Origin of the sequence: Fructilactobacillus cliffordii, from assembly GCF_024029355.1 — a bacterium.
GTDB lineage: Bacteria > Bacillota > Bacilli > Lactobacillales > Lactobacillaceae > Fructilactobacillus > Fructilactobacillus cliffordii.
In genome coordinates this window covers 1,101,053-1,127,896 of the sequence record NZ_CP097117.1, presented here as the reverse complement: position 1 = coordinate 1,127,896, position 26,844 = coordinate 1,101,053, and the positions used below count along the sequence as shown (strand labels likewise).

20 protein-coding genes and 5 pseudogenes are annotated in these 26,844 nt (G+C 38.5%); 14 read left to right on the top strand and 11 right to left on the bottom strand.

All coding sequences use genetic code 11. The annotated features are described in order from the left end of the window. Window positions 1-142: 142 nt before the first annotated feature. The 5 genes from M3M38_RS05530 (at window position 143) to M3M38_RS05510 (ending at window position 4,420) form a co-directional block, all read left to right on the top strand. A complete protein-coding gene (locus tag M3M38_RS05530; RefSeq protein ID WP_252813847.1) occupies window positions 143-661 on the top strand; it encodes a hypothetical protein in 519 nt (172 codons plus the stop codon). Between the two features lie 89 nt (window positions 662-750). Next, a complete protein-coding gene (gene map / locus M3M38_RS05525; RefSeq protein WP_252813846.1) occupies window positions 751-1,548 on the top strand; it encodes a type I methionyl aminopeptidase in 798 nt (265 codons plus the stop codon). 141 nt (window positions 1,549-1,689) lie between these two features. Next, a complete protein-coding gene (locus M3M38_RS05520; RefSeq protein ID WP_252813845.1) occupies window positions 1,690-3,273 on the top strand; it encodes a type I restriction-modification system subunit M in 1,584 nt (527 codons plus the stop codon). Further along, a complete protein-coding gene (locus M3M38_RS05515; protein WP_252813844.1) occupies window positions 3,273-3,722 on the top strand; it encodes a restriction endonuclease subunit S in 450 nt (149 codons plus the stop codon). Before M3M38_RS05520 ends, M3M38_RS05515 begins: the two co-directional genes overlap by 1 nt. 44 nt (window positions 3,723-3,766) lie before the next feature. Beyond that, complete coding sequence (locus M3M38_RS05510) at window positions 3,767-4,420, top strand: restriction endonuclease subunit S (RefSeq protein WP_252814876.1); 654 nt, start codon at window positions 3,767-3,769, stop codon at window positions 4,418-4,420. A gap of 41 nt (window positions 4,421-4,461) precedes the next feature. Here the strand turns inward: M3M38_RS05510 and M3M38_RS05505 are convergent. Beyond that, window positions 4,462-5,187 (bottom strand): annotated as a pseudogene (locus M3M38_RS05505) (tyrosine-type recombinase/integrase); the annotation flags it as partial. A 2-nt stretch (window positions 5,188-5,189) separates the two neighbouring features. Between M3M38_RS05505 and M3M38_RS05500 the strand changes: the two are divergent. Beyond that, a pseudogene (locus tag M3M38_RS05500) lies at window positions 5,190-5,450 on the top strand (tyrosine-type recombinase/integrase); the annotation flags it as partial. Between the two features lie 41 nt (window positions 5,451-5,491). Here the strand turns inward: M3M38_RS05500 and M3M38_RS05495 are convergent. Together M3M38_RS05495 and M3M38_RS05490 are read right to left on the bottom strand one after the other, a co-directional pair. Further along, window positions 5,492-6,100 (bottom strand): restriction endonuclease subunit S, encoded by a 609-nt coding sequence (locus tag M3M38_RS05495; RefSeq protein ID WP_252813843.1) that lies wholly within the window; start codon window positions 6,098-6,100, stop codon window positions 5,492-5,494. A gap of 80 nt (window positions 6,101-6,180) precedes the next feature. Continuing rightward, on the bottom strand, window positions 6,181-6,552 hold the full coding sequence (locus M3M38_RS05490; protein ID WP_252813842.1) for a restriction endonuclease subunit S domain-containing protein: 372 nt from the start codon (window positions 6,550-6,552) through the stop codon (window positions 6,181-6,183). Window positions 6,553-6,647: 95 nt separating this feature from the next. On the opposite strand from M3M38_RS05490, the gene M3M38_RS05485 reads away from it, so the two are divergent. Next, entirely contained in the window at window positions 6,648-9,638 is a 2,991-nt protein-coding gene (locus M3M38_RS05485; protein WP_252813841.1) for a type I restriction endonuclease subunit R, read from the top strand. Between the two features lie 66 nt (window positions 9,639-9,704). On the opposite strand, the gene M3M38_RS05480 is transcribed toward M3M38_RS05485, so the two are convergent. The 4 genes and pseudogenes from M3M38_RS05480 to M3M38_RS05470 all read right to left on the bottom strand — a co-directional run bounded on the left by M3M38_RS05480 (window position 9,705) and on the right by M3M38_RS05470 (window position 12,118). Continuing rightward, entirely contained in the window at window positions 9,705-10,949 is a 1,245-nt protein-coding gene (locus M3M38_RS05480) for an AbiH family protein (protein ID WP_252813840.1), read from the bottom strand. Window positions 10,950-11,061: 112 nt separating this feature from the next. Then, window positions 11,062-11,295 (bottom strand): DUF2922 domain-containing protein, encoded by a 234-nt coding sequence (locus tag M3M38_RS05475; RefSeq protein ID WP_252813839.1) that lies wholly within the window; start codon window positions 11,293-11,295, stop codon window positions 11,062-11,064. A 14-nt stretch (window positions 11,296-11,309) separates the two neighbouring features. Continuing rightward, window positions 11,310-11,492, bottom strand: a pseudogene (locus M3M38_RS07520) (DUF1659 domain-containing protein); the annotation flags it as partial. A 314-nt stretch (window positions 11,493-11,806) separates the two neighbouring features. Continuing rightward, on the bottom strand, window positions 11,807-12,118 hold the full coding sequence (locus M3M38_RS05470) for an RNA polymerase sigma factor (protein WP_252813838.1): 312 nt from the start codon (window positions 12,116-12,118) through the stop codon (window positions 11,807-11,809). 146 nt (window positions 12,119-12,264) lie between these two features. On the opposite strand from M3M38_RS05470, the gene M3M38_RS05465 reads away from it, so the two are divergent. The 4 genes and pseudogenes from M3M38_RS05465 (at window position 12,265) to M3M38_RS05450 (ending at window position 14,279) form a co-directional block, all read left to right on the top strand. Next, the gene (locus tag M3M38_RS05465; protein WP_252813837.1) at window positions 12,265-12,534 is read left to right on the top strand and encodes a type I restriction-modification system subunit M N-terminal domain-containing protein; all 270 of its coding nucleotides are present in this window, start codon (window positions 12,265-12,267) and stop codon (window positions 12,532-12,534) included. A 30-nt stretch (window positions 12,535-12,564) separates the two neighbouring features. Then, window positions 12,565-12,882, top strand: coding sequence for an N-6 DNA methylase (locus tag M3M38_RS05460; RefSeq protein WP_252813836.1), 318 nt, complete (start codon window positions 12,565-12,567; stop codon window positions 12,880-12,882). Next, window positions 12,872-13,231 (top strand): annotated as a pseudogene (locus M3M38_RS05455) (N-6 DNA methylase); the annotation flags it as partial. The gene M3M38_RS05460 and the pseudogene M3M38_RS05455, both read left to right, overlap by 11 nt. A 448-nt stretch (window positions 13,232-13,679) precedes the next feature. Next, a complete protein-coding gene (locus M3M38_RS05450; protein WP_252813835.1) occupies window positions 13,680-14,279 on the top strand; it encodes a restriction endonuclease subunit S in 600 nt (199 codons plus the stop codon). A gap of 109 nt (window positions 14,280-14,388) precedes the next feature. Here M3M38_RS05450 and M3M38_RS05445 read toward each other — a convergent pair whose 3' ends face one another. From M3M38_RS05445 to M3M38_RS05430, 4 genes and pseudogenes are all read right to left on the bottom strand, one after another. After that, window positions 14,389-15,318 (bottom strand): site-specific integrase, encoded by a 930-nt coding sequence (locus tag M3M38_RS05445; protein WP_252766746.1) that lies wholly within the window; start codon window positions 15,316-15,318, stop codon window positions 14,389-14,391. A 70-nt stretch (window positions 15,319-15,388) separates the two neighbouring features. Further along, window positions 15,389-16,024, bottom strand: a complete 636-nt coding sequence (locus M3M38_RS05440; protein ID WP_252813834.1) for a restriction endonuclease subunit S — start codon at window positions 16,022-16,024, stop codon at window positions 15,389-15,391. A gap of 126 nt (window positions 16,025-16,150) precedes the next feature. After that, window positions 16,151-16,306, bottom strand: a pseudogene (locus M3M38_RS05435) (DUF2922 family protein); the annotation flags it as partial. Window positions 16,307-16,390: 84 nt separating this feature from the next. After that, entirely contained in the window at window positions 16,391-16,594 is a 204-nt protein-coding gene (locus M3M38_RS05430) for a DUF1659 domain-containing protein (RefSeq protein WP_252766742.1), read from the bottom strand. Window positions 16,595-16,802: 208 nt separating this feature from the next. Here M3M38_RS05430 and M3M38_RS05425 point away from each other — a divergent pair, with 208 nt between their 5' ends. The 3 genes from M3M38_RS05425 to M3M38_RS05415 all read left to right on the top strand — a co-directional run bounded on the left by M3M38_RS05425 (window position 16,803) and on the right by M3M38_RS05415 (window position 26,415). Beyond that, entirely contained in the window at window positions 16,803-17,894 is a 1,092-nt protein-coding gene (locus tag M3M38_RS05425; RefSeq protein WP_252813832.1) for a baeRF3 domain-containing protein, read from the top strand. A gap of 320 nt (window positions 17,895-18,214) precedes the next feature. Further along, window positions 18,215-24,952 (top strand): mucin-binding protein, encoded by a 6,738-nt coding sequence (locus M3M38_RS05420; protein WP_252813831.1) that lies wholly within the window; start codon window positions 18,215-18,217, stop codon window positions 24,950-24,952. 272 nt (window positions 24,953-25,224) lie between these two features. After that, the gene (locus tag M3M38_RS05415) at window positions 25,225-26,415 is read left to right on the top strand and encodes a DUF4357 domain-containing protein (RefSeq protein WP_252813830.1); all 1,191 of its coding nucleotides are present in this window, start codon (window positions 25,225-25,227) and stop codon (window positions 26,413-26,415) included. The last annotated feature ends 429 nt before the right edge of the window (window positions 26,416-26,844 follow it).

Genomic DNA, 26,844 nt, shown 5'->3' with positions numbered 1-26,844 from the left:
TTTTTATTTTAATTCTACTGGAAACATTACTTCCTATGATACCATAGCAAACCGGATTCCTGCCACGTTCACCGGCAGGCAATTGTAATTTAGGACAATTAGGTATTTAATAGCAAGGGAACTAATTTAAGGAGGCACATTCATGGAAATTATCATTGGATTTTTAGGCTTTGTCGGAGATTGGCTGCTGTTTATCTTTCCGATGTATCAAGGACGGATGGAGCTAATGGAGTCCAATTCATTATTTGCTAAATATCAAGTTAAGGGTCACAAACCCAAACCCATCAGCTTACTAGAATGGATCATTCCCCCACTAATCTTTCACCGCTTAAAAAAGACAGCGGGGCGGGCTCAGATCAAGGACCTCGTCAACAACAAGGAGGACTTTAAGAGCTTCTACAGTTTCTACAATAAAGGGCTGGCCTGGTACTTCGTCGCCTACGCCGGCTTTTTAAACGGGGTTTGTTCTACTTACGAATTACTTAACGAAAAAATGGAACTGGGAACCATCGGCATCATCTTACTGATTATCATCAGCCTCATCATCTTCTTTGCCGGGCAGTACTACGTCAGCTACCTGACCAGCTGGAAGCGCGAAAAACGGTTTATCAAAGGACTCTTCCCGGTGATTAAAAACACGCTGAAGCAGAAGCATCAATAGCCTGGGGTGCCGTTTCTACGGAATTAGTGCTATGATTAAATGTAGTGACCTTTGTCACAATCGAATGAGCACCAAAGGAGAAACTAACATTGATTACCTTAAAATCAGATCGTGAAATCAAAAAAATGGCCGAATCCGGCGCTGTTTTAGCTGGCGTACATAAGGGCCTGCAAAAGTTAATTAAACCCGGGCTAGACACCTGGGAAATCGAAGAATTCGCCGATAAGTACATCACGGAACATGGCGCTACGCCGTCCGAAAAAGGCTTTGATGGCTACAAGTTTGGGACTTGTATCTCCATCAACGACGAAGTGGCTCACGGGATTCCCCGTAAGGGCTTGAAGTTGAAATCCGGAGACATCGTCAAGGTCGACATGTGTGTGAACAAGGACGGCTTTGAAAGTGACTCCTGCTGGACCTATGCGGTCGGTAAGATTAGTCCAGAAGCGCAAAAACTGATGGACGTGACCAAGGAAGCCCTTTACAAGGGAATTGCCCAAGCCCAGGTCGGCAATCGGCTCGGTGACATTGGTTACGCCATCCAACACTACGTGGAAGACGAAAACCATATGGGCGACGTCCGCGAACTGATTGGGCACGGAATCCAACCCACGATTCACGAAGAACCAGCCGTTCCCGCTTACGGGGAAAAAGGCCGTGGCTTACGCCTCCGTCCCGGTATGACGATTACCATCGAACCGATGGTAACACTCGGAACCTGGAAGATTAAGGATCGCTTCGACGCCAAGGACGACTGGACCTACTACGTTACCGAAGACGGTTCCCTCTCCGCTCAATACGAACATACCCTGGCAATTACGGAAGGTGGACCGAAAATTCTGACGTCGCAAGATCCGGAGGAAGATGCGAAGTATTTGAAGGATTAAATAGTTAAACTTAAGCAAGATCAGCTACTAATGTCGCTGGTCTTTTTTATTTGCTTCTTTTTACTAACGATGTGTTAAAGCATTAGTTTTGTTATAATTAAAAGTTAACATTAACTAATCAATAGAGAAGGAGTCAAATAAATGGCCTTAAGCGCAAAAAAAGAAGCCCTCGTGTGGAAAACTTTAAATGAAACACGAGGAAAAATTGAACCATCCGAATACAAAAACTACATCTTCGGAATCATGTTCTACAAATACCTCTCTGATAAAGCTCAGAATTGGGTCCAATCCATTTCTCAAGGAACTAGTTGGGCTGAAATCTGGCAACAAGATCAACAACAAGCAGCTGCATATATGCAAGACAATCTCGGTTATGTGATTCAACCCGGAGATTTATTTTCTGACTGGCAAAAAGCTATTAACACAGATAAATTTAACGTCATGATGATGTCTGATGCCATGGCTCACTTCAACCAAGGGATTGCTCCCAAAGCCAAGACGGCCTTTGCTGGAATCTTTGATGATATGGATTTAACTTCCACCCGACTTGGAAACAACACGCAAGCTCGGACTGCCACCATTACCGACATGATTAACTTGATGAGCGAAATCGAGTTAGACGAAGATTCCGACGTGCTCGGTGATCTGTATGAATATCTAATCGGAATGTTTGCGGCGAACTCTGGTGCTAAAGCCGGTGAATTCTACACGCCCCACCAAGTGTCTGAAATCATGGCCCAAATTTTAACCTCGGGGCGTGAAGACGTTGAAAATTACAGCCTATACGATCCAGCAATGGGATCTGGTTCCCTGCTTTTAACAACTGCAAACTACATGCACAATGCCGGAAAACAAGGCGCCATTAAATACTATGGTCAAGAATTAATCACCACCACCTATAACTTGGCCCGCATGAACCTAATGATGCATGGAGTGGAATACAACGACATTCATCTACGCAATGCTGATACTTTAAATAGCGATTGGCCAGATGGTGTGGTCGATGGTGTGGATGCTCCCCGAATGTTTGACGCGGTAATGGCTAATCCACCCTACTCACTCCGATGGGATAACCAAGATCGGGAAAACGATCCACGTTTTAAAATGGGTGTGGCCCCAAAATCAAAAGCTGATTATGCTTTCCTTCTGCACTGCCTGTATCATTTGAAACAAGATGGACGAATGGCAATCGTGTTACCGCACGGAGTCCTTTTCCGGGGTGCTGCTGAAGGGAAAATACGGAAAAACCTGTTAAAGAATCATAATATTTCAGCAGTAATTGGCTTACCAGAAAAAATCTTTACCAATACGGGGATTCCAACCGTTATTTTAATTCTCGAGAAAAATCGGGAAAATGATGACGTACTCTTTATTGATGCATCCAAGGGATTTGAAAAGGCCAAAAACAGCAATAAGTTACGTAAACAAGATATCGATAAAATCATCAATACTTATTTAGATCATAAAGACGTCGATAAGTATGCCCACGTGGCTTCGATGGATGAAATTGTAGAAAATGACTATAACCTCAACATCCCCCGCTACGTAGATACCTTTGAAGAAGAACCACCGGTTGATGTGCAAAAGCTCGTTGATGACATGCACGAACTAGACCAACAAGAAGAAGAACTAACTAGTGAAATCAAAACGATGATGGATGACCTAGTTGGCACCACTCCAGAAGCACAAAAGACACTGGAATTACTGAAGAAGGTGTTGAAATAATGGCGGAAAAGGCGGAGAAAAAGTTTCCAGAGATCCGATTTAAAGGCTTTTCTGATGATTGGGAAAAGCGAAAATTAAAGGATGTTATTAAATATGAACAACCAGCAAAATATATTGTTAAAAGTACTAATTATGATGATCAATATAAAATACCAGTATTAACAGCTGGAAAAAGCTTTATTTTGGGTTACTCAAATGAAAATTTTGGAATTAAACAAGCTAGTCCAGATGATCCTGTAATAATATTTGATGACTTTACAACAGGTTCATATTTAATCGAATTTCCATTTAAAATAAAGAGTTCAGCAATGAAATTGTTAACTTTAAAATCACAAAATGATAATTTACACTTTTTATATTATATAATACAAAATATTAACTATATGCCACATGATCATAGCAGACAGTGGATTTCAAAATTTGAAAAATTCATCATTAAGAGCTCCTAAATTGAAAGAGCAAGATAAAATAGGAACACTTTTAAAAAAAATTGATGAACCTACTTGCTGTCAATCAGCATAAATTAGAACAGATAAAATTGCTGAAAAAGGCGTTACTACAGCAATTATTCCCTCAAAAAGATGAAATAAATCCTCAAATTAGATTTACTGATTTTCACGATGATTGGGAACCCCGTAAAATAGATTCAATTTTTAAAATAACTAGAGGACAAGTATTGTCTTCCAAAAAAATAAAATTAAAAAAAGATTTTACTTATAAGTATCCGGTTTATTCATCTCAAACAAAAAATGATGGGTTAATGGGATATTACAATGAATATTTATTTAAAAATGGAATAACATGGACAACAGATGGTGCTAATGCTGGAACTGTAAAATATAGACATGGAAAATTTTATAGTACTAATGTTAATGGTGTTTTATTAGAAAAATATTTAATCCCAAATAAAATGATTTCAGAATCATTAAATTTAATTGCTTATAAATTTGTTTCTAAGGTCGGTAATCCTAAACTTATGAACAATACAATGGCTAATATCAGAATAGATATTACGTTAAATTTAGAAGAACAAGAAAAAATCAGTAATATTTTTAATAAAATAGATGCAAGCATAAAGATAAATAAGAAAAAGATAAATAAAATTCAAAACTTTAAAAAATCACTTCTCCAAAATATGTTTATATAAAAGAAACCACCAAAATTCGTAAAAATTTTGGTGGTTTTTAACTAAACTAATTTTGACATCTGATACATAATTTTTTCACTATCTTTAGCTTCTAACTCGCGAATAACATGGATATAAGTTTCTTGGGTAGTGGTCATACTTGAATGCCCTAATCTTTGGGCTACTGTCGCAATTGAAACATCTCCAAATAACAGAAGTGAAGCATGAGTATGACGTAACCCGTGAACAGTAATCACTGGTATTTTTGCTTTTACGCATAATGTTTTTAAATAGTGATTTACCGTAGAATTGAATATTCGTTTTTCAGTAACAAAAATAGGCTTATCTTTTGGTAAATCTTTAATCAGTTGTGATAATTGCATTGCTAATTGCCAATCAATTCGAATACTACGTACTGATGATTCATTTTTGGTCTTTTGAAAACTACCATGAAATGATTTATAGTCCCATGTTTTATTAACTCGAAGCATCTGACTTTGAAAGTCGAAATCGTTGGGAGTTACCGCTAAAGCTTCAGAAAACCGAAGGCCAGTTTTAAGGACTAACATTAAAAACCAATCCCAATTAATTTCATTGCCTAAATCTAATCGATGAATTAATTTTTGCAGTTCTGCCTCATTTAAAAATTTAATTTTCTTTTTCCGTGGAGTTTTTCCCTTAATTACAGCATTTCTAGTTGGATTAATTGGTATCAACCCTTCATCAACTGCATCTAGGATCGAACTTTTAATCTGGTGATGAAAATCTAATGTTGTTTGATGTTCGTGAAAAACGAATATTCAATTCTACGGTAAATCACTATTTAAAAACATTATGCGTAAAAGCAAAAATACCAGTGATTACTGTTCACGGGTTACGTCATACTCATGCTTCACTTCTGTTATTTGGAGATGTTTCAATTGCGACAGTAGCCCAAAGATTAGGGCATTCAAGTATGACCACTACCCAAGAAACTTATATCCATGTTATTCGCGAGTTAGAAGCTAAAGATAGTGAAAAAATTATGTATCAGATGTCAAAATTAGTTTAGTTAAAAACCACCAAAATTTTTACGAATTTTGGTGGTTTCTTTTATATAAACATATTTTGGAGAAGTGATTTTTTAAAGTTTTGAATTTTATTTATCTTTTTCTTATTTATCTTTATGCTTGCATCTATTTTATTAAAAATATTACTGATTTTTTCTTGTTCTTCTAAATTTAACGTAATATCTATTCTGATATTAGCCATTGTATTGTTCATAAGTTTAGGATTACCGACCTTAGAAACAAATTTATAAGCAATTAAATTTAATGATTCTGAAATCATTTTATTTGGGATTAAATATTTTTCTAATAAAACACCATTAACATTAGTACTATAAAATTTTCCATGTCTATATTTTACAGTTCCAGCATTAGCACCATCTGTTGTCCATGTTATTCCATTTTTAAATAAATATTCATTGTAATATCCCATTAACCCATCATTTTTTGTTTGAGATGAATAAACCGGATACTTATAAGTAAAATCTTTTTTTAATTTTATTTTTTTGGAAGACAATACTTGTCCTCTAGTTATTTTAAAAATTGAATCTATTTTACGGGGTTCCCAATCATCGTGAAAATCAGTAAATCTAATTTGAGGATTTATTTCATCTTTTTGAGGGAATAATTGCTGTAGTAACGCCTTTTTCAGCAATTTTATCTGTTCTAATTTATGCTGATTGACAGTAAGTAGATCATCAATTTTTTTGAATAATAAACCAATTTCTTCTTGTTCTATTTCTGTGGACCATAAATAATAAATTTGGATGTGAAATCTTTTATTACATGTGGGATGTTAGGAGTCCTATACTGTTCATATATTTTCATCTGATTCCTTATTAAGGATTGAAACAAGAAATCACCACTATATTTTGGTTTATATGCCTTTAGCGTCGTACCCAATGATCCTTTGAACCCATGATATACTTTTCCTGCTTGTGATCCATCCCATAATATTAAAACATCTTCTTCATTGACGTCAGGAAAACTTGATACCTTTTGGGGAAGTCCTCCGTTTAAGTAATCCGTATTTAAATAATTCGAATGATTACCTTTCATTTCAGCTTTAGTTTTTCCTTTAAATTGCTTTTTTATTAAATCACCCAACTTACGCTTTTCCCAAGCATTGGAAGTGAAAATAATTATGCTAAAATTAGAAGTAGATCAAATACTAATCCCACAATTCTAAAAGGAATATTTACATGGCGGAAGATCAATTCGAAAAAGCAGTAATCAAAAAATTGGAAGATGAAGGATGGACCTATCGTCCCGAGTTTTCCAACAAACCAGACGATATCTTATATCAGCACTGGCGCGATATCTTAAATCGCAACAATCGAGCTAAACTAGATGGTAATCCCCTTTCTGATGAAGAATTTAATCAGTTAAAGTTAGAGCTTGAGAAAAATAAAACGCCTTGTGATGCTCAGCTTGTCATTGCGGGAGCCGGTGGAATTGGAACCCTACCTTTAACTCGAGACGACGGCTCTCACATCGAAATGGAAATTTTCTATGGTGATGAAGTTGCCGGCGGCCGATCTGAATATGAAGTCGTTAATCAGATCACGTTTAAACATCTAGCCAACACGTTAAGCAGAGAACGACGCATTGACGTCTTATTATTAATCAACGGTCTCCCCGTAGCGCACATCGAAGAAAAAGACGAATCGCTGCAAAATCAATGGAATGCCTTTGAACAGTTAAAAAAATACGATGACGATGGTATGTATACGGGCTTGATGAGTTTTGTTCAGGTTCAATTCATCCTTTCCCAACATTCCGCTCACTACTTTGCACGTCCAAAAAGCCCTTCTGACTACAACCAAGACTTTGTCTTCGGATGGCGTGATAATAACGGAAAAGACGTAACTGACACCATGGAATTCATCCATCAAGTAATGGGAATCCCAGCTTTACATCGGTTAGTCACAGTTAACATGATCCCAGATGCCGAAAACGGAAACTTAATGGTCATGCGTTCTTACCAAATTCAAGCAACCCGAGCCATTTTGGAACGTATGAAAAAGATGGATAACGATCAATTCATTGAACGTGAAGGTGGTTACGTTTGGCATACCACTGGTTCTGGAAAAACCGTTACTTCGTTTAAAGTTGCCCAGCTTCTGGCTTCGATGCCTAAGGTCCGCAACGTCCTTTTCATCGTTGATCGGGTTGATCTAGTGGATCAAACGCTCAATAACTTTAGAAGTTTTGCCTACCAACAATTCAAAAACCACATTAAAAAAGTTAAAGGGCACGAATTAAAGCGGGCCCTTCGTTTGAAAAATAATGGTTCACATATTTATCTAATCACAGTTCAGGGTTTGCACCGTGCTGTTAAAAGTGATTTAAAATCAGCTGAACGAATGGTAATCCTCATGGACGAAGCCCATCGTTCTGCCAGTGGTGACGCCGTAAAAGAAATTAAGGCCGCTCTTCCGAATACTACCTGGTTTGGATTCACTGGTACCCCTAACTTCTACAGTGATGAAATCCATGACATTAAAACTAGCCGTGATGTTTCCACTCATGATATCTTTGGCCCTCGTTTACACCAATACACCATTAAAGACGCTATCGGTGATGGAAACGTGCTGGGCTTCGACGTAACCTACTATGAAACTGACATTGAAAAGCAAGAACATCCCGATTACAGCGATGCTGAACTAGAAAAAGCCGCTTACACTAGCACTGCTTATCGTGAGGCCGTGGTTCAAGACATTGTTGCTCACTGGCACGAAAATGCCGATGGTCCCCTAGAAGCTGGTCAACGACAACCCAACCAATTTCATGCAATGCTCGCTGTTTCCGGAAAACAAGCGGTGGTGGCATATTACCACCTGTTCCAAAAACTAGCTCCGGAACTACGAATGGCGATGACCTTCTCTCGTGATGAAACCAATGGCAGTGGTTCTTCTGACTTACAAGCCGAATTAAAACAAGCAATGAAAAACTATCAGAAAACCTTTGATACCCAAGATTTCCTAGAAAGTAAGCATCCAGAACAGGATTATGTTAGTGATATTACGCGTCGGCTCGCTCACAAAAAACCTTATGATCGTAAAGCTGATGAAGATCGTTTAGATCTAGTCATTGTTTCTGATCAATTACTTACCGGATTTGATTCCAAATATGTAAACGTGATTTATATGGATAAGATTTTGAAAGAGGGTCTATTAATCCAAGCCATGTCGCGGACCAACCGGGTCATTAACAAGAATGCTAAACCATACGGAAAAGTCAGATTTTACCGTCGTGGTGCTGATATGGAAGACCACGTTAAAAATGCGCTCGTAATTTACACGCTGGGTGGTAACGATACGATTGCGGACGCAGAAAAACACACTTCTACTAAAGATGACCAAGCTTTACTTAATGATGATATTTTGGCAAGTAAATATTCGCAGCAGATCGAAAAAATAAATCCGAAACTAGAACGACTAGAAGAAATTGCTGGATCAGATTTTTCCCAAATTCCAAGATCAGCCAAGGAACAAAAAGAATTCTCGCAATTAGCTGCTGAAGTAAATGGACCAGTACAGCAATTAATGCAACAAGGCTATCAGCTAGGAACCCCAGCTGAAGTTTATAATGAAGATGGCGTAAAAACAGGCAAATCAGTTAGTCTAAAGTTAAATTCAGATAATGACTTTAGTGCTCTCCAAGCTCGTTGGAATGACGTCAACGAGAAATTAGCACCCGAAGATCGAATTGATTTGACTAACTTAAAATTACGTTTGCAACAACAAAGTCAAGAAATCATTGACTATGATCGGTTAGTTGATCTTTTAAATGCCTACATGGATGATCAAACAGAAGCTAATCGGAAGGCCGTTGAAAATCACATCACACCGTTAGACGAACAGAGTCAAACTGAAATTAGCGCCATTATGGATAAGATTGATGATGGTGATTACCAAGAACATTTTGACACAGAGAGCTTGAAGCAAGCTAGAAAGGCAATTCGGGGTGAACTTCAGGAACTACGAATTAGACGCTGGGCAGATGATCAAGGTTACAGCGGTAATCAAATCATGAAATTGTTTGCGGTTTACCGGCCTAGCACTGATTTGAACGACAATCCAGAATTTCATCAACTTATTAAACAAGTTGAAAATGAAGAAAAACTCGGTTTCTTTGATCGGGCTCAGTTTGAACAAGCTGTCCAAGATTTCTTTGCTAGTTTACATTAATCAAATCATTTTCAACAAAATACGTAAAAGTCCCACGAAAAATTAATTTCGTGGGACTTTTTACTATTAAATTTCAACTTCTTTAATTTTAATTCTGTTTTCTAAATTTAATTTATGCAACAAATTTTTACCCTTAGCATTGCCCATTGATTCACCATATTCATTAATTAGATTCCAAATATTATTAATATCCTGGTTAACAATTTGTGATTCTCTTTCTGGAGCATAAACAGAATAATAAAAAACCAGATTTAACTTGGAGTCATATAAATTATAATAATCAAAAATTGATTGAAAATAAGAATAGTCAGCATGGGATAAAGAATGCCCATAAAAATAAATTGTATCAATGTTTTCTGGATTTGGTAAAATGTCTTTGTGATTTTCGGTATTGGACATAATTCGATAAGTTTTTGTAAATTCATTAAAATTCAAATCATTAACATTATCATTACTTGCTTTTTTAATGGCAGATGTATCTACGCCAATGATTGGATTATCGGTATTACCATGAATATTACTAACTGTTTTAGTATTATAATCTTTGTATTTAAAAGGATTAGTGTAGTTAAAATTTAAAACATTAAAATCATTTACAATATTAAATTTATTAATTAACTTATTAGATTCAGATACATAATATTCTTTTTTAGAATTTATCTGATCTTCAATATACGTTCCTAAATTATGTTCAAATTTATTAAGTTCACCCATTAAAAAATTAATAAAATAATTGGCAGAATTTTCTTTAATTTTATAACCACATATGTTGATTAACAAATACACATATATCAAAACGCTCTTATTTGAACCAATTTTTTTCTCTATGTCATCTTCACTATAATTAGTAATAGCATCTTTAATAATACAGATCGTATTAAACAGATCAACGAAAAAACCGGTAGTAATTAATGTACTTAGTTCTTTTTCTACATCAGCCCAATTTCTACTTTCTTTATTGTTAAACTTTAAAAATATAAAATACATTTTGAAAAAAGATTTATCAAAATTCTTTAGATTATCATAAAAGGAATCAAAATAATTTGTAGTCGTTTTACCATATAATTCTATCGAAATATGATTTCTTATCTGTCCAATAAAATAATTCTTATTATTTTTATCAGTACTAACTACTCCTAAATCAATATCATTAAATTGTTTTAAATCACTAAATGTCTTGTCTATATCATCAATTTCCTTACGAGCTGTTTCTAAAACTTTATTTAAGTAACTAGCAAAACTAGTTTTCAAACCACACTGTAAATCAAAACCATTTCCAATAACTAATAAATATATTTTATCGTTAACCAAGTAATTAAATCCTTTCTTTATTATTCCATTAAGTTTATTACAATTAAATAGTTATATTTTAACATTAAAAAGCCCACGAAATTAATTTCGTAGGCTTCTTATTCATTTTAAACTATGCTACTTGTTTAACATCTCCAAAAATCGGATACTTACTATTTTCTGCATATCTCGCCGCAACCGGAGTGGCATAAAGATTAATGCCATCATTCTTAAACATATCTAAATCAGAAATCCGTTTCATCAAATCCTGGACCTTATCCGCTTCCAAATTTTGATTCGCATAGTTTAGTTGTAACGTCCGGACCTTGTGTTGTTCTGTCTTAAATACTAATTCTAAAATTTTCATGTATTTTCCTCCTGTTATTCAGCGATTACATTAGTGTCGTTCAATACTACCTTTTCCACCGTGTCACCAGTTAGTTCCGCTAAAATGCTACCGAATTCTGTCACTTGGTCAGTAGTCAGATCAAGAGTTAAATTCGAAAACCCTCGACGTAATCCCTTTTCATGTCCTACTCCTACCATCGTGTACGTTGCGGTCGTTTTTAACCAACTTTTTTTCCATTCTACTCTGTGTTTTTAATTTAGTGATAAGTGATTGGCCAACCCTTACATCTATTAGTAACGTTTTAGCTCGTAACTGTATTCCCTAGAATTGAAGTTAATTTTTGCTGGATACGTTTCCGCCATTGATATAGCGTTTTCCGCGATACTTATAGTTCAGATGCAACCACAGGCATCGTTTTCCATTCTATGTATAACAGGTGCATTAAACGTTGTTCTTGACCCGTTAGATGACTTAAAACTAGTTCTAGGCAAATTTTAGTCTCCTCATCATCCGAGGACTGGTCGTTAAATTAAAGGCTGCTCAGAAGGTCCTCTAACCCCTCTACGATTTTCGTGGTGTCACGTTGTTGTTTGCGTAACACATCCAACAATTTCCATTTGACCGACTGATAAATGTAACCCAACATCTGCTTTTGATTACTCCGTTCGTGCAGATATTTTTCATACGCACTAACAAATGCCAACCGACCTTCTTGAACTAAATCATGATAGTAAGTGTGAAAAGGCCGAACATTCAACCGCTTCAGCACTCCATATATGACGACCTCATGATCACCCTCCAGCAAAAAGTCAAATCCTTGTTGCGTGGTTGTAGTTTCCAAATAATTCTCTCCTCATTTTTATAGTAATAATAATTACGAATTAAAGAATAAAATTAATACAATTAAATAAATATCATTTAGCATCTGCTATAATTATTAAATAACTCCCCAATTAGTTAATTAGAGAACAGAAATGAAGGAAAATTATGGTATTAAGCGAAAATAAAAAATCCCTCGTATGGAAAACGTTAAATGAAACACGTGGGAAAATCGAACCATCCGAATACAAAAACTACATTTTTGTAATTACGTTCTATAAATATCTCTCTGATAAAGCTCAAAATTGGGTCCAATCCATTTATCAAGGAACCAGCTGGGCTGAAATTTGGCAAAAGGATAAACAACAAGTAGCCAAATATATGCAAGACAACCTTGGTTATGTAATTCAACCGGGTGATTTATTTTCTGACTGGTAACAGGCCATTAATACGGATAACTTTAACGTCATGATGATGTCAGATGCTTTAACTCGTTTCAATCAAGGAATTGCTCCCAAAGCTAAAACAGTCTTCGCTGGCATTTTTGCTGACATGGATTTAACTTCAACTCGCCTCGGAAATAATCCCCAAGCCAGGACGGCCACCATCACCAACATGATTAACCTAATGGGTTCAATTGAACTGGAAGAAGACTCTGACGTACTCGGTGATCTGTACGGATATCTGATTGGAATGTTTGCCGCTAATTCCGGAGAAAAAGCCGGAGAATTCTACACTCCCCGTGAGGTTTCTGAAATCATGGCTCAAATTTTAACTTCTTATTGATGCCTCCAAGGGATTTGAAAAGGCCAAGAACAGCAATAAGTTACGTAAACAAGATATTGATAAGATTGTCAAAACCTATTTAGATCGTGAAGACGTCGATAAATATGCCCACGTAGCTTCGATGGACGAAATTGTAGAAAATGATTACAACCTCAACATTCCTCGCTACGTTGATACCTTTGAAGAAGAACCACCGGTCGATGTGCAAAAGCTCGTTGATGATATGCATGAATTAGACCAGCAGGAAGCAGAATTAACTGCTGAGATTAAAATGATGATGGATGAGCTAGTTGGGACCAATCCAGAAGCACAAAAAACACTGGAATTACTGAAAAAGGTATTGAAATAATGGCGAGGATAAGTTTAGAAATCTAACTTACTATCGCTTAAGTAGTCCATCATTTTCATTGCTAATCTTTTTTCGCCTTAAAATTAAATATCTAAACATAAATAGCCAAAAAGCAATTTACCTAAGTTAATCGGTAAATTGCTTTTTCTTTTGATTATGAAATTTATTTAAGCTTAAAGAATCTATGAAACCTTTTCTTTTTTTATATCCATCATTTATTTTTAATCAACGCATACCAAATTTTAATCCTGTTTATACTCCTGCTCTTTACCTGATTAATGACTACGTAAGGATCCCAGTAATCTCTTGCTTTATGTAGTAACAATAATTATAATTTAAACAATAAATTAGTCGCTACATTTGCTGATAATAATTTTATTCCAGCACTAATTATCATCGTGGACTACGTTTATCAATTATGTATTTTCAAAAAGAAATGGAGTAAAAAATGGAGCTAAATGAAGAAAAAACAGATTTATTTCCAGAAATTCGATTTCATGACTTTTCTGAAAATTGGCAACGCCAAAAATTAAACAATGTCACCATCAACTTGGATAAATTAAGGGTTCCCATCACCAAAAATCGCCGGAGAGCTGGAGACACGCCCTATTATGGTGCTAATGGTATCCAGGATTATGTTACTGGCTTTACTCACAAGGGGAAACTCATTTTGATTGCAGAAGATGGAGCTAGCGACCTAAATGATTATCCCATCCAGCTCGTTACTGGCAAAATTTGGGTGAATAACCATGCCCATATCTTGGCACCCAAGGAACAAATTGCCCATCACTCGTTCATTGGCAATAGTTTAAAAAACGTTGACATTAAGTCCTACCTCACGGGTGCGGGACGAGCAAAATTAAATAAAGGTGCGTTAGAAAAAATTGCACTTACTATGCCTTCCTTTTCTGAACAAGAAAAGATTGGTACCTTGTTTGAAAAAATCAATCAAGTTATCACTGTCAAAAAGCGTAAGTCAGAACTACTTCATCCTTTCAAAGTAGTGCCACACCAATGGTTGTCCCGGTCCTTAATTGACTGTAATTGATGGATCTAATTAACTCACTTTCATACTAATTAGAACCAGAAAAAGTTAAAAAACCGGCTTGAAAGACCGAAAACAAACTACCGAAACTCAAAAAATGGGATAATTTCATTCAGACCAGCTTGGCCATTTCATCCATGATTCTTTCACCATCCTTTGCTTCCAATTCCCGGATGATATGAATATAAGTTTCCTGCGTGGTAGTAATGCTGGAATGACCCAATCGCTGAGCAACCGTAGCAATTGAAACGTTGCCAAACAACAGTAATGACGCATGGGTATGGCGTAATCCGTGGATGGTAATAATTGGAATATCGGCTTTCTTGCACAACATTCTCAGGTGTTGGTTAACCGTGGAATTGAAAACTCGTTTGTCCGAAATGAATATTGGTTGATCTTTAGGAATAACAGTAATTAATTGGGAAAACTGCATGGCTAACCGCCAATCAATCCGAATGCTGCGAATGGATGATTCATTTTTGGTTTTTTGAAAGCCACCGTGTAGTGATTTATAATCCCAAGTTTTATTAATGCGGAGCATCTGGTCTTTAAAATCAAAATCGTCCGGGGTAACGGCAAGGGCTTCTGAAAATCGGAGTCCCGTCTTAATGATCAATAACAAAAACCAATCCCAATTAATTTCGTTGCCGAGATCCAACTGATGAATTAGTTTTTTTAACTCCGCTTCGTTTAAAAATTTGGGTTTCTTATTTCGCGGGACTTTTCCCTTTACAACTGCATTTCTAGTCGGATTGGTGGGGATTAGGCCTTCATCCACAGCGTCCAAAATTGCTCCTTTAATTTGATGGTGAAAATCCAAAGTGGTTTGGTGTTCATGCGTAATGGCATATTCATTGATAATTTCTTGGTAAGTACGCTTGGATAAATCCTTTAAATACAGCGTAGGCGCAATCCGGCGTACCCATTTTAAGCTAACCTTATATTTATTTAACGTCACGTCACGAACCGCATCCCGCTTGTACAAATCAATCCATTCAGAAAAATATTCATAAAGTAACTGTTGTTGTTGTTTTCTTCGCATCTTAATCTCCTAACACATCTATTTGGTGCAATTAAACACACAAATAACATTATCTAGGAATTTCCTCTAATTACAAAAGCATTTTGTGTAAAAGTGACTTATTTAAAGTGATTAATTTAGCGATTTTTTGTTCATTTAATTTAATTTTCTGATTAACTAGCTCTAGCAGCCGAGCTATTTTAGCTTGTTCGGAGTAACTAGCAAACTTTAATTTCATTTCGGCAAGTTGATTAAATGATAATAACTCCCGGACACTTCCTTCAGACAGTCTTTGTCTTTGTAACTTAAAATCATCCGTTTTAAACCATTCCAGAAGGTAATCATCATTAATTTCCGCAGCGGTATAGAACGAAACATATAATGGCGAAACTAAGCTAGTCTGATCATTACGTTTATACGCAATCGATCCAACGTTAATTCTAGACGGGTTGTACGCAAAATAACCGGGCTGCAGAATGTAATAATTAGATAAATTTTTACTGGCAACCGAGTACTGATTAAATTGATCGGTCTGTTTGATTAACCCTCGTCGATTGGAAATTGATTCAACGGTTTTAATCTTTAATTCCTTATTCCTAGTTGTATTATGCGTGATTAATTTAGCCAATTTTTGCTTATGCCAATTACTGTCAAAGTAAGTGAACCTAATGCACGGATTTCGTTCCACTCTACGTGGGAACAATTCCTGTAATAGCGCCTTTTGCACGGTCTGCAAACCTGCTAACTTACGCTTTTTGACAGTGATAAGATTATTAGGCTTTTTTACAGCATATTCAAAAAGCAACCTACCTTGGCTAAGGTAGATTGCCTTTTCATTTTTTAATTATGCCATTTACTTAATGGCACCAAAAATCGGATATTTATTGTTTTCAGCGTATCGGGCGGCAACTGGGGTGGCGTAAAGATTCACGCCATCCTTTTTAAACATTTCCAGTGCCGCAATCCGTTTCATCAGATCTTCCACCTGGGCTGCTTCTAAATTTTGGTTAGCATAATTTAGTTATAACGTCCGCACTTTGTGTTGTTCTGATTTGAAGACCAATTCTAAAAGTTTCATGTAGTTTCCCCCTGTTTAAGCCGCAATTACCTTAGTGTCATTTAACACTACTTTTTCCACTGTATCTCCGGTCAGTTCTGCTAAAATATTGCCAAACTCGGTCACCTGGTCCGCGGTCAGATCTTCCGTTAGATTTGCGAACCCACGTCGCATCCCCTTTTCATGTCCCGCGCCTACCATCGTGTACGTTGCCGTCGTTTTTAACCAACTTTTTTTCATAATTAATTCTCCTCTGTGTTTTCAATAGTGATAAGTGGTTGGCCAACCCTTACATCTATTAGTAACGTTTTAGCTTGCCAATGTGTTACCTGAAATTTTTATAAATTATCACCCGTTGCTTAATCTTTAAATATCAAGCGCTTTCAATTGCTCCAAACCCATTTTTTGCGTTAGTATAAAGATATACTACCAATTGGAGGAGTTTACTATGGCAAGACATGATCAAAAAGATAAAATTAAAAACTTATTAGACTTGGAACAACAATCAGGTCCTATCGTTACGATTACGATGCCTTTGGATCCTAAGGAAGACAACACTCGCTTAGACCACATCCAAATGGATAGTTTGGTTAAATCCGCTCGGGAAGCTTTCCAAAAACTCTACAAGCCAGAATTATGGAAAGCTTACGAATTCGAAATCAACAACTACCTCAAAACGTTGAAAGATAACACCACCATTGCTGAAGGTTTGATTCTATACATTACGAACGATGGTTTAGTTGCTTACAACTTGAACTACGCTCCCCAACCAGAATTCTCCATCAGCGACAAGCTCCCTGTTTTGCCAATCATTAAACAATTAGAATTCGCGCCGGACTTCGACATGTTGTTCTTGCAACGTGATTCTTACAAGCTTTACTCCGTCAATGACTTAGACGTTACTGACCCAGACAACGTTCCGGCCGACCCATTTGATAGTGACAAGACCGAAACTAACACCATCAAGGATCCCAAAAAGAACGGTCCAGAATGGGATACACACGAATACTTTGAACAAGTCGATAAGTACGTGCAAAAACGTTACTCAGACGTTGACCACAACCCATTAGTCTTGGTTGCTAACGCTGAAGACGCTGGCCGGTTTAAGAAGGCTTCTCACAACCCATACTTGGTAACTGACAAGTCCGTTGAAATTGATGCTGCCGTTAAGAACGCTGGCGAAAATGTGCAAGCAGTTGCCCAAAAGATTCACGACCAATTTGTGGCAGCCGGCAAACAAGCTGTTAAAGCTAAGTACAGTGAAATGTTAGGTGCTAAGAAAGCTACTAGTGGATTAGACGACATTGAACAATCTGTATTAGAAGACCGGATTGCCAACTTGATCATCGCTGAAGATGCTTACGTTGAAAGCAGCGACAACGGCGAAACGGTTGACGTTATTACTAGTAAAGGTGCGCGGGCAGCTAACGAATTGAACACGTTGGCATTAACTGTTTTAGGTTTAGATGGTGATGTTACTGTCTTACCTGCCGCAGACATGCCAGACGGTGCTGAAGTTGCTGCCATCTTAAGATGGTAAAATCATTCTAAATATTTAAAACCTAAGTAAAAAAGCCACGGAGTCGTGGCTTTTTACTTATCTATTCCTAATTTAACCTTCACCATCAAGGACTGATTCTGACTAAATGTCGGAATCGGTCCTTTTTTATTGACTACTTTAAAATTAATTAAATTAAAAATGATTGCTAATTTCGTTATTATAATGGGCTTTTTAAGTTTTGTAATCGATGATTGTACAAGTTATGGTTGTACAAAATCAGATTTAATCATATAGTGTGGTCAGTTATATTTATAATATAACAAATTTATATTTCCACATAATTTTAAGGAGGTAGTTTTATGCCGTTTAAAGACAGCAAGACGCATTATAAAATGTATAAAGCTGGAAAACAATGGTTATTTAGTGCAATTACCGTAACCGCACTTTCCGCCGGCTTTTTCGCATTTAACGTTAATGACGTCCACGCTGATACTAATTCTTTGTCAACACAAGCGACAGCTAATTCAAGCACCGACCCCGGTACTGCGCAAGCTGCGGCTAGTGCAACAGAGAATCAAAAAGCAACACCAAATCAGACGGTAACAAATGGAGGCGATGCCAAGCAAACAAATACTGATCAGGCAAGCAAAGCCACTCAGGCTGCGCCAACTGCTGATCAAGCTAAGACCGCGGCTACAAACGAACAAGGTCAGACAACCACTGATAATCAGCATTCTGCTGAGCAAGCAACACAAAAACAGGCAGACGTAGTTAAGAATACTACTGATAACAGTGCTGCACAAACTCAAAAACAGGATGATGAGGCAACTAAACAAGCTGCCACTACCAGTAACCAACAGTCAACGAAGCAAAAAAACGATAATCAAGCTGCTAAAACTGCGGATTCTGATAGTAAGGTTGATCAAGCTCAAAAGCAAAACAATGAGGCAATCAGTCAAACTACCACTACCAATAACCAACAGTCAACGGAGCAAAAAAACGATAATCAAGTTGCCAAAACTGCGGATTCTGATAGTAAGGTTGATCAAGCTCAAAAGCAAAATAATGACGCAATCAGTCAAGATAAGAAACAACAGAATGATCAACTAACCGACAAGCAAAATGATACCTCAGTCGATACTCAAAAGCAGGCTGAATCTGATCAAAAAGTCGACAATTCTGATAATCAGCAACCAAAAACAGATCAGGCACCACAAGTTCCAGATCAAACTAAGCAAGCTGCTGAACAAGTTAAAACTAGCAACACCACTTTAGCCGTTCAAAACAATAAGAGTGAAAATGGATTAACCTTATCAGTTCAAGATCCCGATTATGGTGGTCGTTGGGTTGATCCTGATGAAAATCACTACACGTTTAAATACGATGAAGTTTATGGTACTTACGATCAGGTTCACGGCGTAAAACGAGTTGTTTTCTCCACTGATCGTAATGGTAGTGGAATTATCCATGTGTTTGAACTAGATGAAAATAATCAAGTAATTGCTAGTTATGATATCAGTGGTGACGGAGCTACGGCAACCCGTCCCAACCGGGTAAAATCAAGAAACATAAATGGATATTACTTTGTTAACTATGGTGGATATTCAGGTGCGTTCCAACTTGATGCAGGTGTATCTTCTTCAATTAGACTTAGAGTCGATTGGTCAGTTTCAGACCACAACGGAAATTCAACTAAAGTCGGAAATGACAGTTTCTTCATTCCAACTGTTGTTGACCAGCGAGTTCAATATAAAGACGCTAAGACTGGTGAAGTTGTTTATGAAACGCATTTTAGTGGATTAACTGGACAAAATTATTCAGTTACCGGTTTACCTGACAAAGTTAAAGACGGTTATTACTATATCAGTAAAATACCTAGCAATGTTAGTGGAACCATTTCTCAATTTGGTAAAGTTGGGCAAGTTTGGAGTACTCCTTTCCGTGATGGAACAACCATGACGTATACTGAAACCGATGATCATGGTGGAATGGATGTTAGACTTTACGCTCCTGATGGAACTCAATTTGGTAAAACTTATCATATTGATGCCAGCTACAAATACAATGACAGTACCCAAGTATATAGTTGGTCAGTAAGTAATCCTAGCAACAATCCCCACGAACCTGCAAATGGTCGTTACATTGTTCAACCAATCTACACCCCACAATCTCGTAACATTCAATTTGAGATTAATAAATTAAGTAAACTGGTTCCAGTTGATTCCAATGGAAATCCAATCGACAATGGTGATCATGACGTTCCATATACGATTGATCCTAACGATCCAACGAAAGCTAACCCTACTCCACTACCAAATATTCCTGGTTACGTTCCGTTAGATCCTAACGATCATAGCAAAACAACAACGCCTGGAACCACGGTCCCAATTAATGATCCTGGTACAGAAACAAAGGTTCCTTATGTAGTTGATCATCAAAATGCTGTTATCCACTACGTTGATGATCAAGGTAATGAATTACACACTGACCAAATTAGTGGAAAGATTAACGAACACTCTGATTATTCTCCAGATGATGAAACCAAAGCACTACAAGATCAAGGTTACAAACAAATCAGTAGTGATTTCCCTCAAGGTGGAATCGTACTTTCTTACAATAATGGTAACCAATTGGTTTACACCATTACTTTTAAGAAAACCACTGAAACAGTAACTGATAATTCTGGTGTTTCTAACATTACGATTAAATACCGGTACAGCGACGGATCACAAGCTGCTCCTGATAAGACCTTTAAGTTCACTTATCATCGGACAGGAACTAGAAACTTAGAGACCAACAATGTTGTTTGGGGTGATTGGGTTCCAGACGGAGACAATAGCTATAATGTTCCATCTCCACAAATTACCGGTTACACTCCTGATAAACCAAGTGTTTCTTCTCAAAATGTCGCAGAGGGTACTGACGCTACAATTAACATAACTTACATTGCTAATTATGAAAGTGCCCACGTTGATTATATTGATCAAGATGCCGACGGCAAAGTAATCACCAGTGATACCTTGAACGGTCAGTTCGGTGATACTTCGGATTACTCAACTAAAGACAAGATTGCTGCTCTGGAAAAACAAGGGTACGAACTCGTTAACGACGGTTACACTCCTGGCTACAAATTCGGAGAAGGAGATCCAACCTTCAAAGTTATCTTGAAGCACAAGACGGCCACGGTTACTCCTGATAACCCTGGTCAGCCTGGTCAACCAGTTGATCCAAACAATCCGGACGGACCGAAGTTCCCGAACGGCACTGATGAATCCAGCCTGGTTAAGAACATCACCCGGACAATCAAATACCGTTACGCTAACGGTCAAGAAGCTGCCAAGACGGTTACTGAATCCGTTAAGTACACTCGCAGCATTACCTTTGACCAAGTAACTGGCAAGATTATCACTACTGGTGATTGGAAGAGTGACAAGAACAGCTACGATGCTGTCGCTTCCCCTGTCATTCCTGGTTACACGGCTGACCAACCGTCGGTTGGCGCTGCTACCACCACTCCTAACGATTCCGATAGTGATGTAACGGTTACTTACCATGCTAACGACGAAAAGGCCCACGTTGAATACGTTGACCAAGACGCTGGTGGTAAGGTCATCACCAGTGATACCTTGAACGGTAAGTTTGGTGATACTTCTGACTACTCCACCAAGGATCAAATTGCTAAGCTGGAAAAACAAGGATACGAACTCGTTAACGACGGTTACACCCCTGGCTACAAGTTCGGTACTGATGAACCAACCTTCAAGGTTACCTTAAAGCACAAGACTACCACGGTTACTCCTGATAACTCTGGCAAGCCTGGTCAACCAGTTGATCCAAACAACCCGGACGGACCGAAGTTCCCGAACGGCACTGATGAATCCAGCCTGGTTAAGAACATCACCCGGACGATCAAATACCGTTACGCTAACGGTCAAGAAGCTGCCAAGACGGTTACTGAATCCGTTAAGTACACCCGCAGCATTACCTTTGACCAAGTAACTGGCAAGATTATCGCTACTGGTGATTGGAAGAGTGACAAGAACAGCTACGATGCTGTCGCTTCCCCTGTCATTCCTGGTTACACGGCTGACCAACCGTCGGTTGGCGCCGCTACCACCACCCCTAACGATTCCGATAGTGATGTAACGGTTACTTACCACGCTAACGACGAAAAGGCCCACGTTGTTTACGTTGACCAAGACGAAAACGGTAAGGTCATCACCAGTGATACCCTGAACGGTAAGTTTGGCGATACTTCCGACTACTCCACGAAGACCAAGATCGCTGAACTGGAAAAACAAGGTTACGAAATCGTTAACGACGGTTACACCCCTGGTTACAAGTTCGGTACTGATGAACCAACCTTCAAGGTTACTTTGAAGCACAAGACCACCACGGTTACTCCTGATAACCCTGGTAAGCCTGGTCAACCAGTTGATCCGAACAATCCGGACGGACCGAAGTTCCCGAACGGCACTGATGAATCCAGCCTGGTTAAGAACATCACCCGGACGATTAAATACCGTTACGCTAACGGTCAAGAAGCTGCTAAGACGGTTACTGAATCCGTTAAGTACACTCGCAGCATTACCTTTGACCAAGTAACTGGCAAGATTATCGCTACTGGTGATTGGAAGAGTGACAAGAACAGCTACGATGCTGTCGCTTCCCCTGTCATTCCTGGTTACACGGCTGACCAACCGTCGGTTGGCGCCGCTACCACCACCCCTAACGATTCCGATAGTGATGTAACGGTTACTTACCACGCTAACGACGAAAAGGCCCACGTTGTTTACGTTGACCAAGACGAAAACGGTAAGGTCATCACCAGTGATACCCTGAACGGTAAGTTTGGCGATACTTCCGACTACTCCACGAAGACCAAGATCGCTGAACTGGAAAAACAAGGTTACGAAATCGTTAACGACGGTTACACCCCTGGTTACAAGTTCGGTACTGATGAACCAACCTTCAAGGTTACTTTGAAGCACAAGACCACCACGGTTACTCCTGATAACCCTGGTAAGCCTGGTCAACCAGTTGATCCGAACAATCCGGACGGACCGAAGTTCCCGAACGGCACTGATGAATCCAGCCTGGTTAAGAACATCACCCGGACGATTAAATACCGTTACGCTAACGGTCAAGAAGCTGCTAAGACGGTTACTGAATCCGTTAAGTACACTCGCAGCATTACCTTTGACCAAGTAACTGGCAAGATTATCGCTACTGGTGATTGGAAGAGTGACAAGAACAGCTACGATGCTGTCGCTTCCCCTGTCATTCCTGGTTACACGGCTGACCAACCGTCGGTTGGCGCCGCTACCACCACCCCTAACGATTCCGATAGTGATGTAACGGTTACTTACCACGCTAACGACGAAAAGGCCCACGTTGTTTACGTTGACCAAGACGAAAACGGTAAGGTCATCACCAGTGATACCCTGAACGGTAAGTTTGGCGATACTTCCGACTACTCCACGAAGACCAAGATCGCTGAACTGGAAAAACAAGGTTACGAAATCGTTAACGACGGTTACACCCCTGGTTACAAGTTCGGTACTGATGAACCAACCTTCAAGGTTACTTTGAAGCACAAGACCACCACGGTTACTCCTGATAACCCTGGTAAGCCTGGTCAACCAGTTGATCCGAACAATCCGGACGGACCGAAGTTCCCGAACGGCACTGATGAATCCAGCCTGGTTAAGAACATCACCCGGACGATCAAATACCGTTACGCTAACGGTCAAGAAGCTGCCAAGACGGTTACTGAATCCGTTAAGTACACCCGCAGCATTACCTTTGACCAAGTAACTGGCAAGATTATCGCTACTGGTGATTGGAAGAGTGACAAGAACAGCTACGATGCTGTCGCTTCCCCTGTCATTCCTGGTTACACGGCTGACCAACCGTCGGTTGGCGCCACTACCACCACGCCTAACGATTCCGATAGTGATGTAACGGTTACTTACCACGCTAATGACGAAAAGGCCCACGTTGTTTACGTTGACCAAGACGAAAACGGCAAGGTCATCACCAGTGATACCCTGAACGGTAAGTTTGGCGATACTTCCGACTACTCCACGAAGACCAAGATCGCTGAACTGGAAAAACAAGGTTACGAAATCGTCAATGACGGTTACACCCCTGGTTACAAGTTCGGTACTGATGAACCAACCTTCAAGGTTACTTTGAAGCACAAGACCACCACGGTTACTCCTGATAACCCTGGCAAGCCTGGTCAACCGGTTGATCCGAACAATCCGGACGGACCAAAGTTCCCGAACGGAACTGATGAATCTAGCTTGGTTAAGACTATCACCCGGACAATCCACTACCGGCTCTCTAACGGCCAAGAAGTTTCTAAGGACGTTACTGAAACGGTTAAATACACCCGGAGCATCACCTTTGACCAAGTAACCGGTAAGATTATCGAAACCGGAAAATGGACGTCACAAGGTGGTAGTTGGAATTCAGTTAAATCACCAGTGATTAATGGTTATTACACAAGAACTCCACTGGTCGGCGCTGTTACAGTTACCCCTGAAACACAGAATGCCGAAATCACCGTTACTTACTTGCCACTTGGACACTTGGTTCCAGATGTTCCAGGCACTACTCCTGAAACTTATCCAAATGATCCAAATGATCCAAGTAAGATTAATGATCCATTAATTCCTGATATTCCAGGTTATACCCCTGTTGACGGTAATGGTAATAAGTTGGTACCAGGAACTCCTTATCCAATTTCCCCTGAAAACATTGGTAAGGATACCCCAATTCATTACATTAAAAATGAAATCCCTGCTAAGCCAGCAGAACCAACTAAACCAAGTACACCATCAACACCCACTAACCCTGCTCCTACTGAAACTCCAGCAACACCGGCACAACCAGCTCCCGTAACACCTGCTGCACAACCTTCTACTCCAGTTGTTCCAGCATCAAAGAAAGCGGCACCTACTCCAGCACCACAAAAGCAAGTCTTACCACAAACTGGCGAAAGTCAGTCAACCGGTATTTTAAGCTTAATCGGAGCAATCCTTCTTTCACTACTTGGTATCTTTGGATACAAGCGCAAAGAAGATAAATAAATCTAATTAAGCATTCCAAAACTTAATTAGTATTTATTCCTAATAGAGTGCTGTACAAGAGGATTTATTTCGATTTTAAATCGGGATAAATCCTTTTTGTTTTCCATCATAACTAAAACAATTACAGGTTTCAATAAAATGATTATTTTCCTAATTTAACCACATAATACAACACATGTTATATTATAATTAGTATGAAATAATTAATTAATTAAAGTGGTTTCTTATATTTTTTTATTACAAAGCAAAATAAATAATTAGTGAGGCACAACATGCATCCATTTACAATTCAAACTTACTTTCCAACCGGTGACCCTAGTGGAATTCGCGTGGCTGAAATTATTCAAGCTTCAATTAAAGCATATTACATTCCTAGGCAGAATCTTAAATCAGAAATTAAGCAACAGCCGGCTTTGTCCCAAAGTGGCATTTATGTACTTTGTAACGGCACTGCTAAAATTCAGGCGTATGTGGGAACAAGCACAAACATTGCTAAAATCTTAAACCAACATGCAACTGCTAAAGAAACCTGGTGGAAAATTGCGGTTGCTTTCATAAACAATCGCCAATCGTATCAATTATCAGAATCTGATTTTAAATTTTTGGAAGACCGAATGTCTAATCAAGCAAAAACGGGTGTTCAAATCGACCTCGTTAGCTCCAATCTATCTCACCAATCAATTGTTAATCCATCGCGTGAATCTGACCTAAAAGAAAAATTCAATAGCATTGATATCTTACTTCGATCATTCGATCTATCTCTTTTCACTCAAAAAAGTGCCACTAAGAAGCGCGCTCAGCGTTCCGACCTCCAACAAATTCCAGTTTATTTAAATCGTCGGGATGCTCACGCTACTGGATTTTATCAACCTGACTATAAAAGTATTACAGTTCTAGCCGGGTCTCACGTAACTACAATCGCTCCCACACCTTCCTTTACTATGAATTCCCTTTTAGAAAAACTTACCAAAACTGGGATTATTCAAAATAATCAATTTACCCGTGATTACCAATTTAAATCAGCTTCTGCAGCTGCCAACATTCTTTGCAAAAGTAGTTATAGTGGTCCATTAGTTTGGTATGATCAAAATCATCGAACTTTGCATGATTTAGAGGCACGCCATGCCGCCACAAATATTCAACTTGATGCTGATCAACAAAATTTATTCCATCTTTATTATCGTGGCGCTGATGCCCATGCTCGTTATAACTTTCAAAACAAGAAAACAACGGTACTTAGAGGTACTCGACTAGCCCCTAAAACTGCCAAAGCATTTCCTGAAACCCAGTTATTAACAAATTTAATGCAGCAAAAAATAATCGTTAATAATCTCTTCACCAAGGATTACACTTTCCCATCGTCCTCCACTGCTGCAACGCTTATCTGTAAAGCTCCTATGAGTGGACCCAGCTCCTGGTTGAACGCTAAGGGAATCCGCCTTGCTGATCTTATTAACCATTAACAAAATCCTAGCAATAAATATCATTGAGTGATGTAACCATCTTCCTTGATATGGATAATTCCAGGATGTTAACACTGATGACATTTTGAAATAGCAAGCTAAGCTCTGAATATTAAAAAAGCCACAGTAATGTGGCTTTTTGCTTTGGTTAATTCATCAAAAATTAAAATCATACAGATTACAATCCAGTTTATTGTTAGAATGGTAAAAAAGCTAACTAAGCGAGGTTTACAATGCAACCATTTACAATCCAAACATTCTTTCCAACTGGAGATCCCAGTTGATTCCGGGTCGCTGAGATTACCCGAGATTCACTACAAGCCTATTACATTCCCAAACAGGACCTTAAAACGGCAATCGATAAATGTCCTGCTTTAGCATGGAATGGAGTCTATACCCTTTTTAACGGCGGTAATGCGACCCAAGCTT

Coding starts and splice junctions, on each gene's coding strand:
- M3M38_RS05415 (WP_252813830.1), top strand. CDS start 25,225: ATGCATCCATTTACAATTCAAACTTACTTTCCAACCGGTGACCCTAGT.
- M3M38_RS05520 (WP_252813845.1), top strand. CDS start 1,690: ATGGCCTTAAGCGCAAAAAAAGAAGCCCTCGTGTGGAAAACTTTAAAT.
- M3M38_RS05445 (WP_252766746.1), bottom strand. CDS start 15,318: ATGCGAAGAAAACAACAACAACAGTTACTTTATGAATATTTTTCTGAA.
- M3M38_RS05530 (WP_252813847.1), top strand. CDS start 143: ATGGAAATTATCATTGGATTTTTAGGCTTTGTCGGAGATTGGCTGCTG.
- M3M38_RS05450 (WP_252813835.1), top strand. CDS start 13,680: ATGGAGCTAAATGAAGAAAAAACAGATTTATTTCCAGAAATTCGATTT.
- M3M38_RS05515 (WP_252813844.1), top strand. CDS start 3,273: ATGGCGGAAAAGGCGGAGAAAAAGTTTCCAGAGATCCGATTTAAAGGC.
- M3M38_RS05460 (WP_252813836.1), top strand. CDS start 12,565: ATGATGATGTCAGATGCTTTAACTCGTTTCAATCAAGGAATTGCTCCC.
- M3M38_RS05420 (WP_252813831.1), top strand. CDS start 18,215: ATGCCGTTTAAAGACAGCAAGACGCATTATAAAATGTATAAAGCTGGA.
- M3M38_RS05425 (WP_252813832.1), top strand. CDS start 16,803: ATGGCAAGACATGATCAAAAAGATAAAATTAAAAACTTATTAGACTTG.
- M3M38_RS05465 (WP_252813837.1), top strand. CDS start 12,265: ATGGTATTAAGCGAAAATAAAAAATCCCTCGTATGGAAAACGTTAAAT.
- M3M38_RS05475 (WP_252813839.1), bottom strand. CDS start 11,295: ATGAAAATTTTAGAATTAGTATTTAAGACAGAACAACACAAGGTCCGG.
- M3M38_RS05485 (WP_252813841.1), top strand. CDS start 6,648: ATGGCGGAAGATCAATTCGAAAAAGCAGTAATCAAAAAATTGGAAGAT.
- M3M38_RS05510 (WP_252814876.1), top strand. CDS start 3,767: ATGAACCTACTTGCTGTCAATCAGCATAAATTAGAACAGATAAAATTG.
- M3M38_RS05430 (WP_252766742.1), bottom strand. CDS start 16,594: ATGAAAAAAAGTTGGTTAAAAACGACGGCAACGTACACGATGGTAGGC.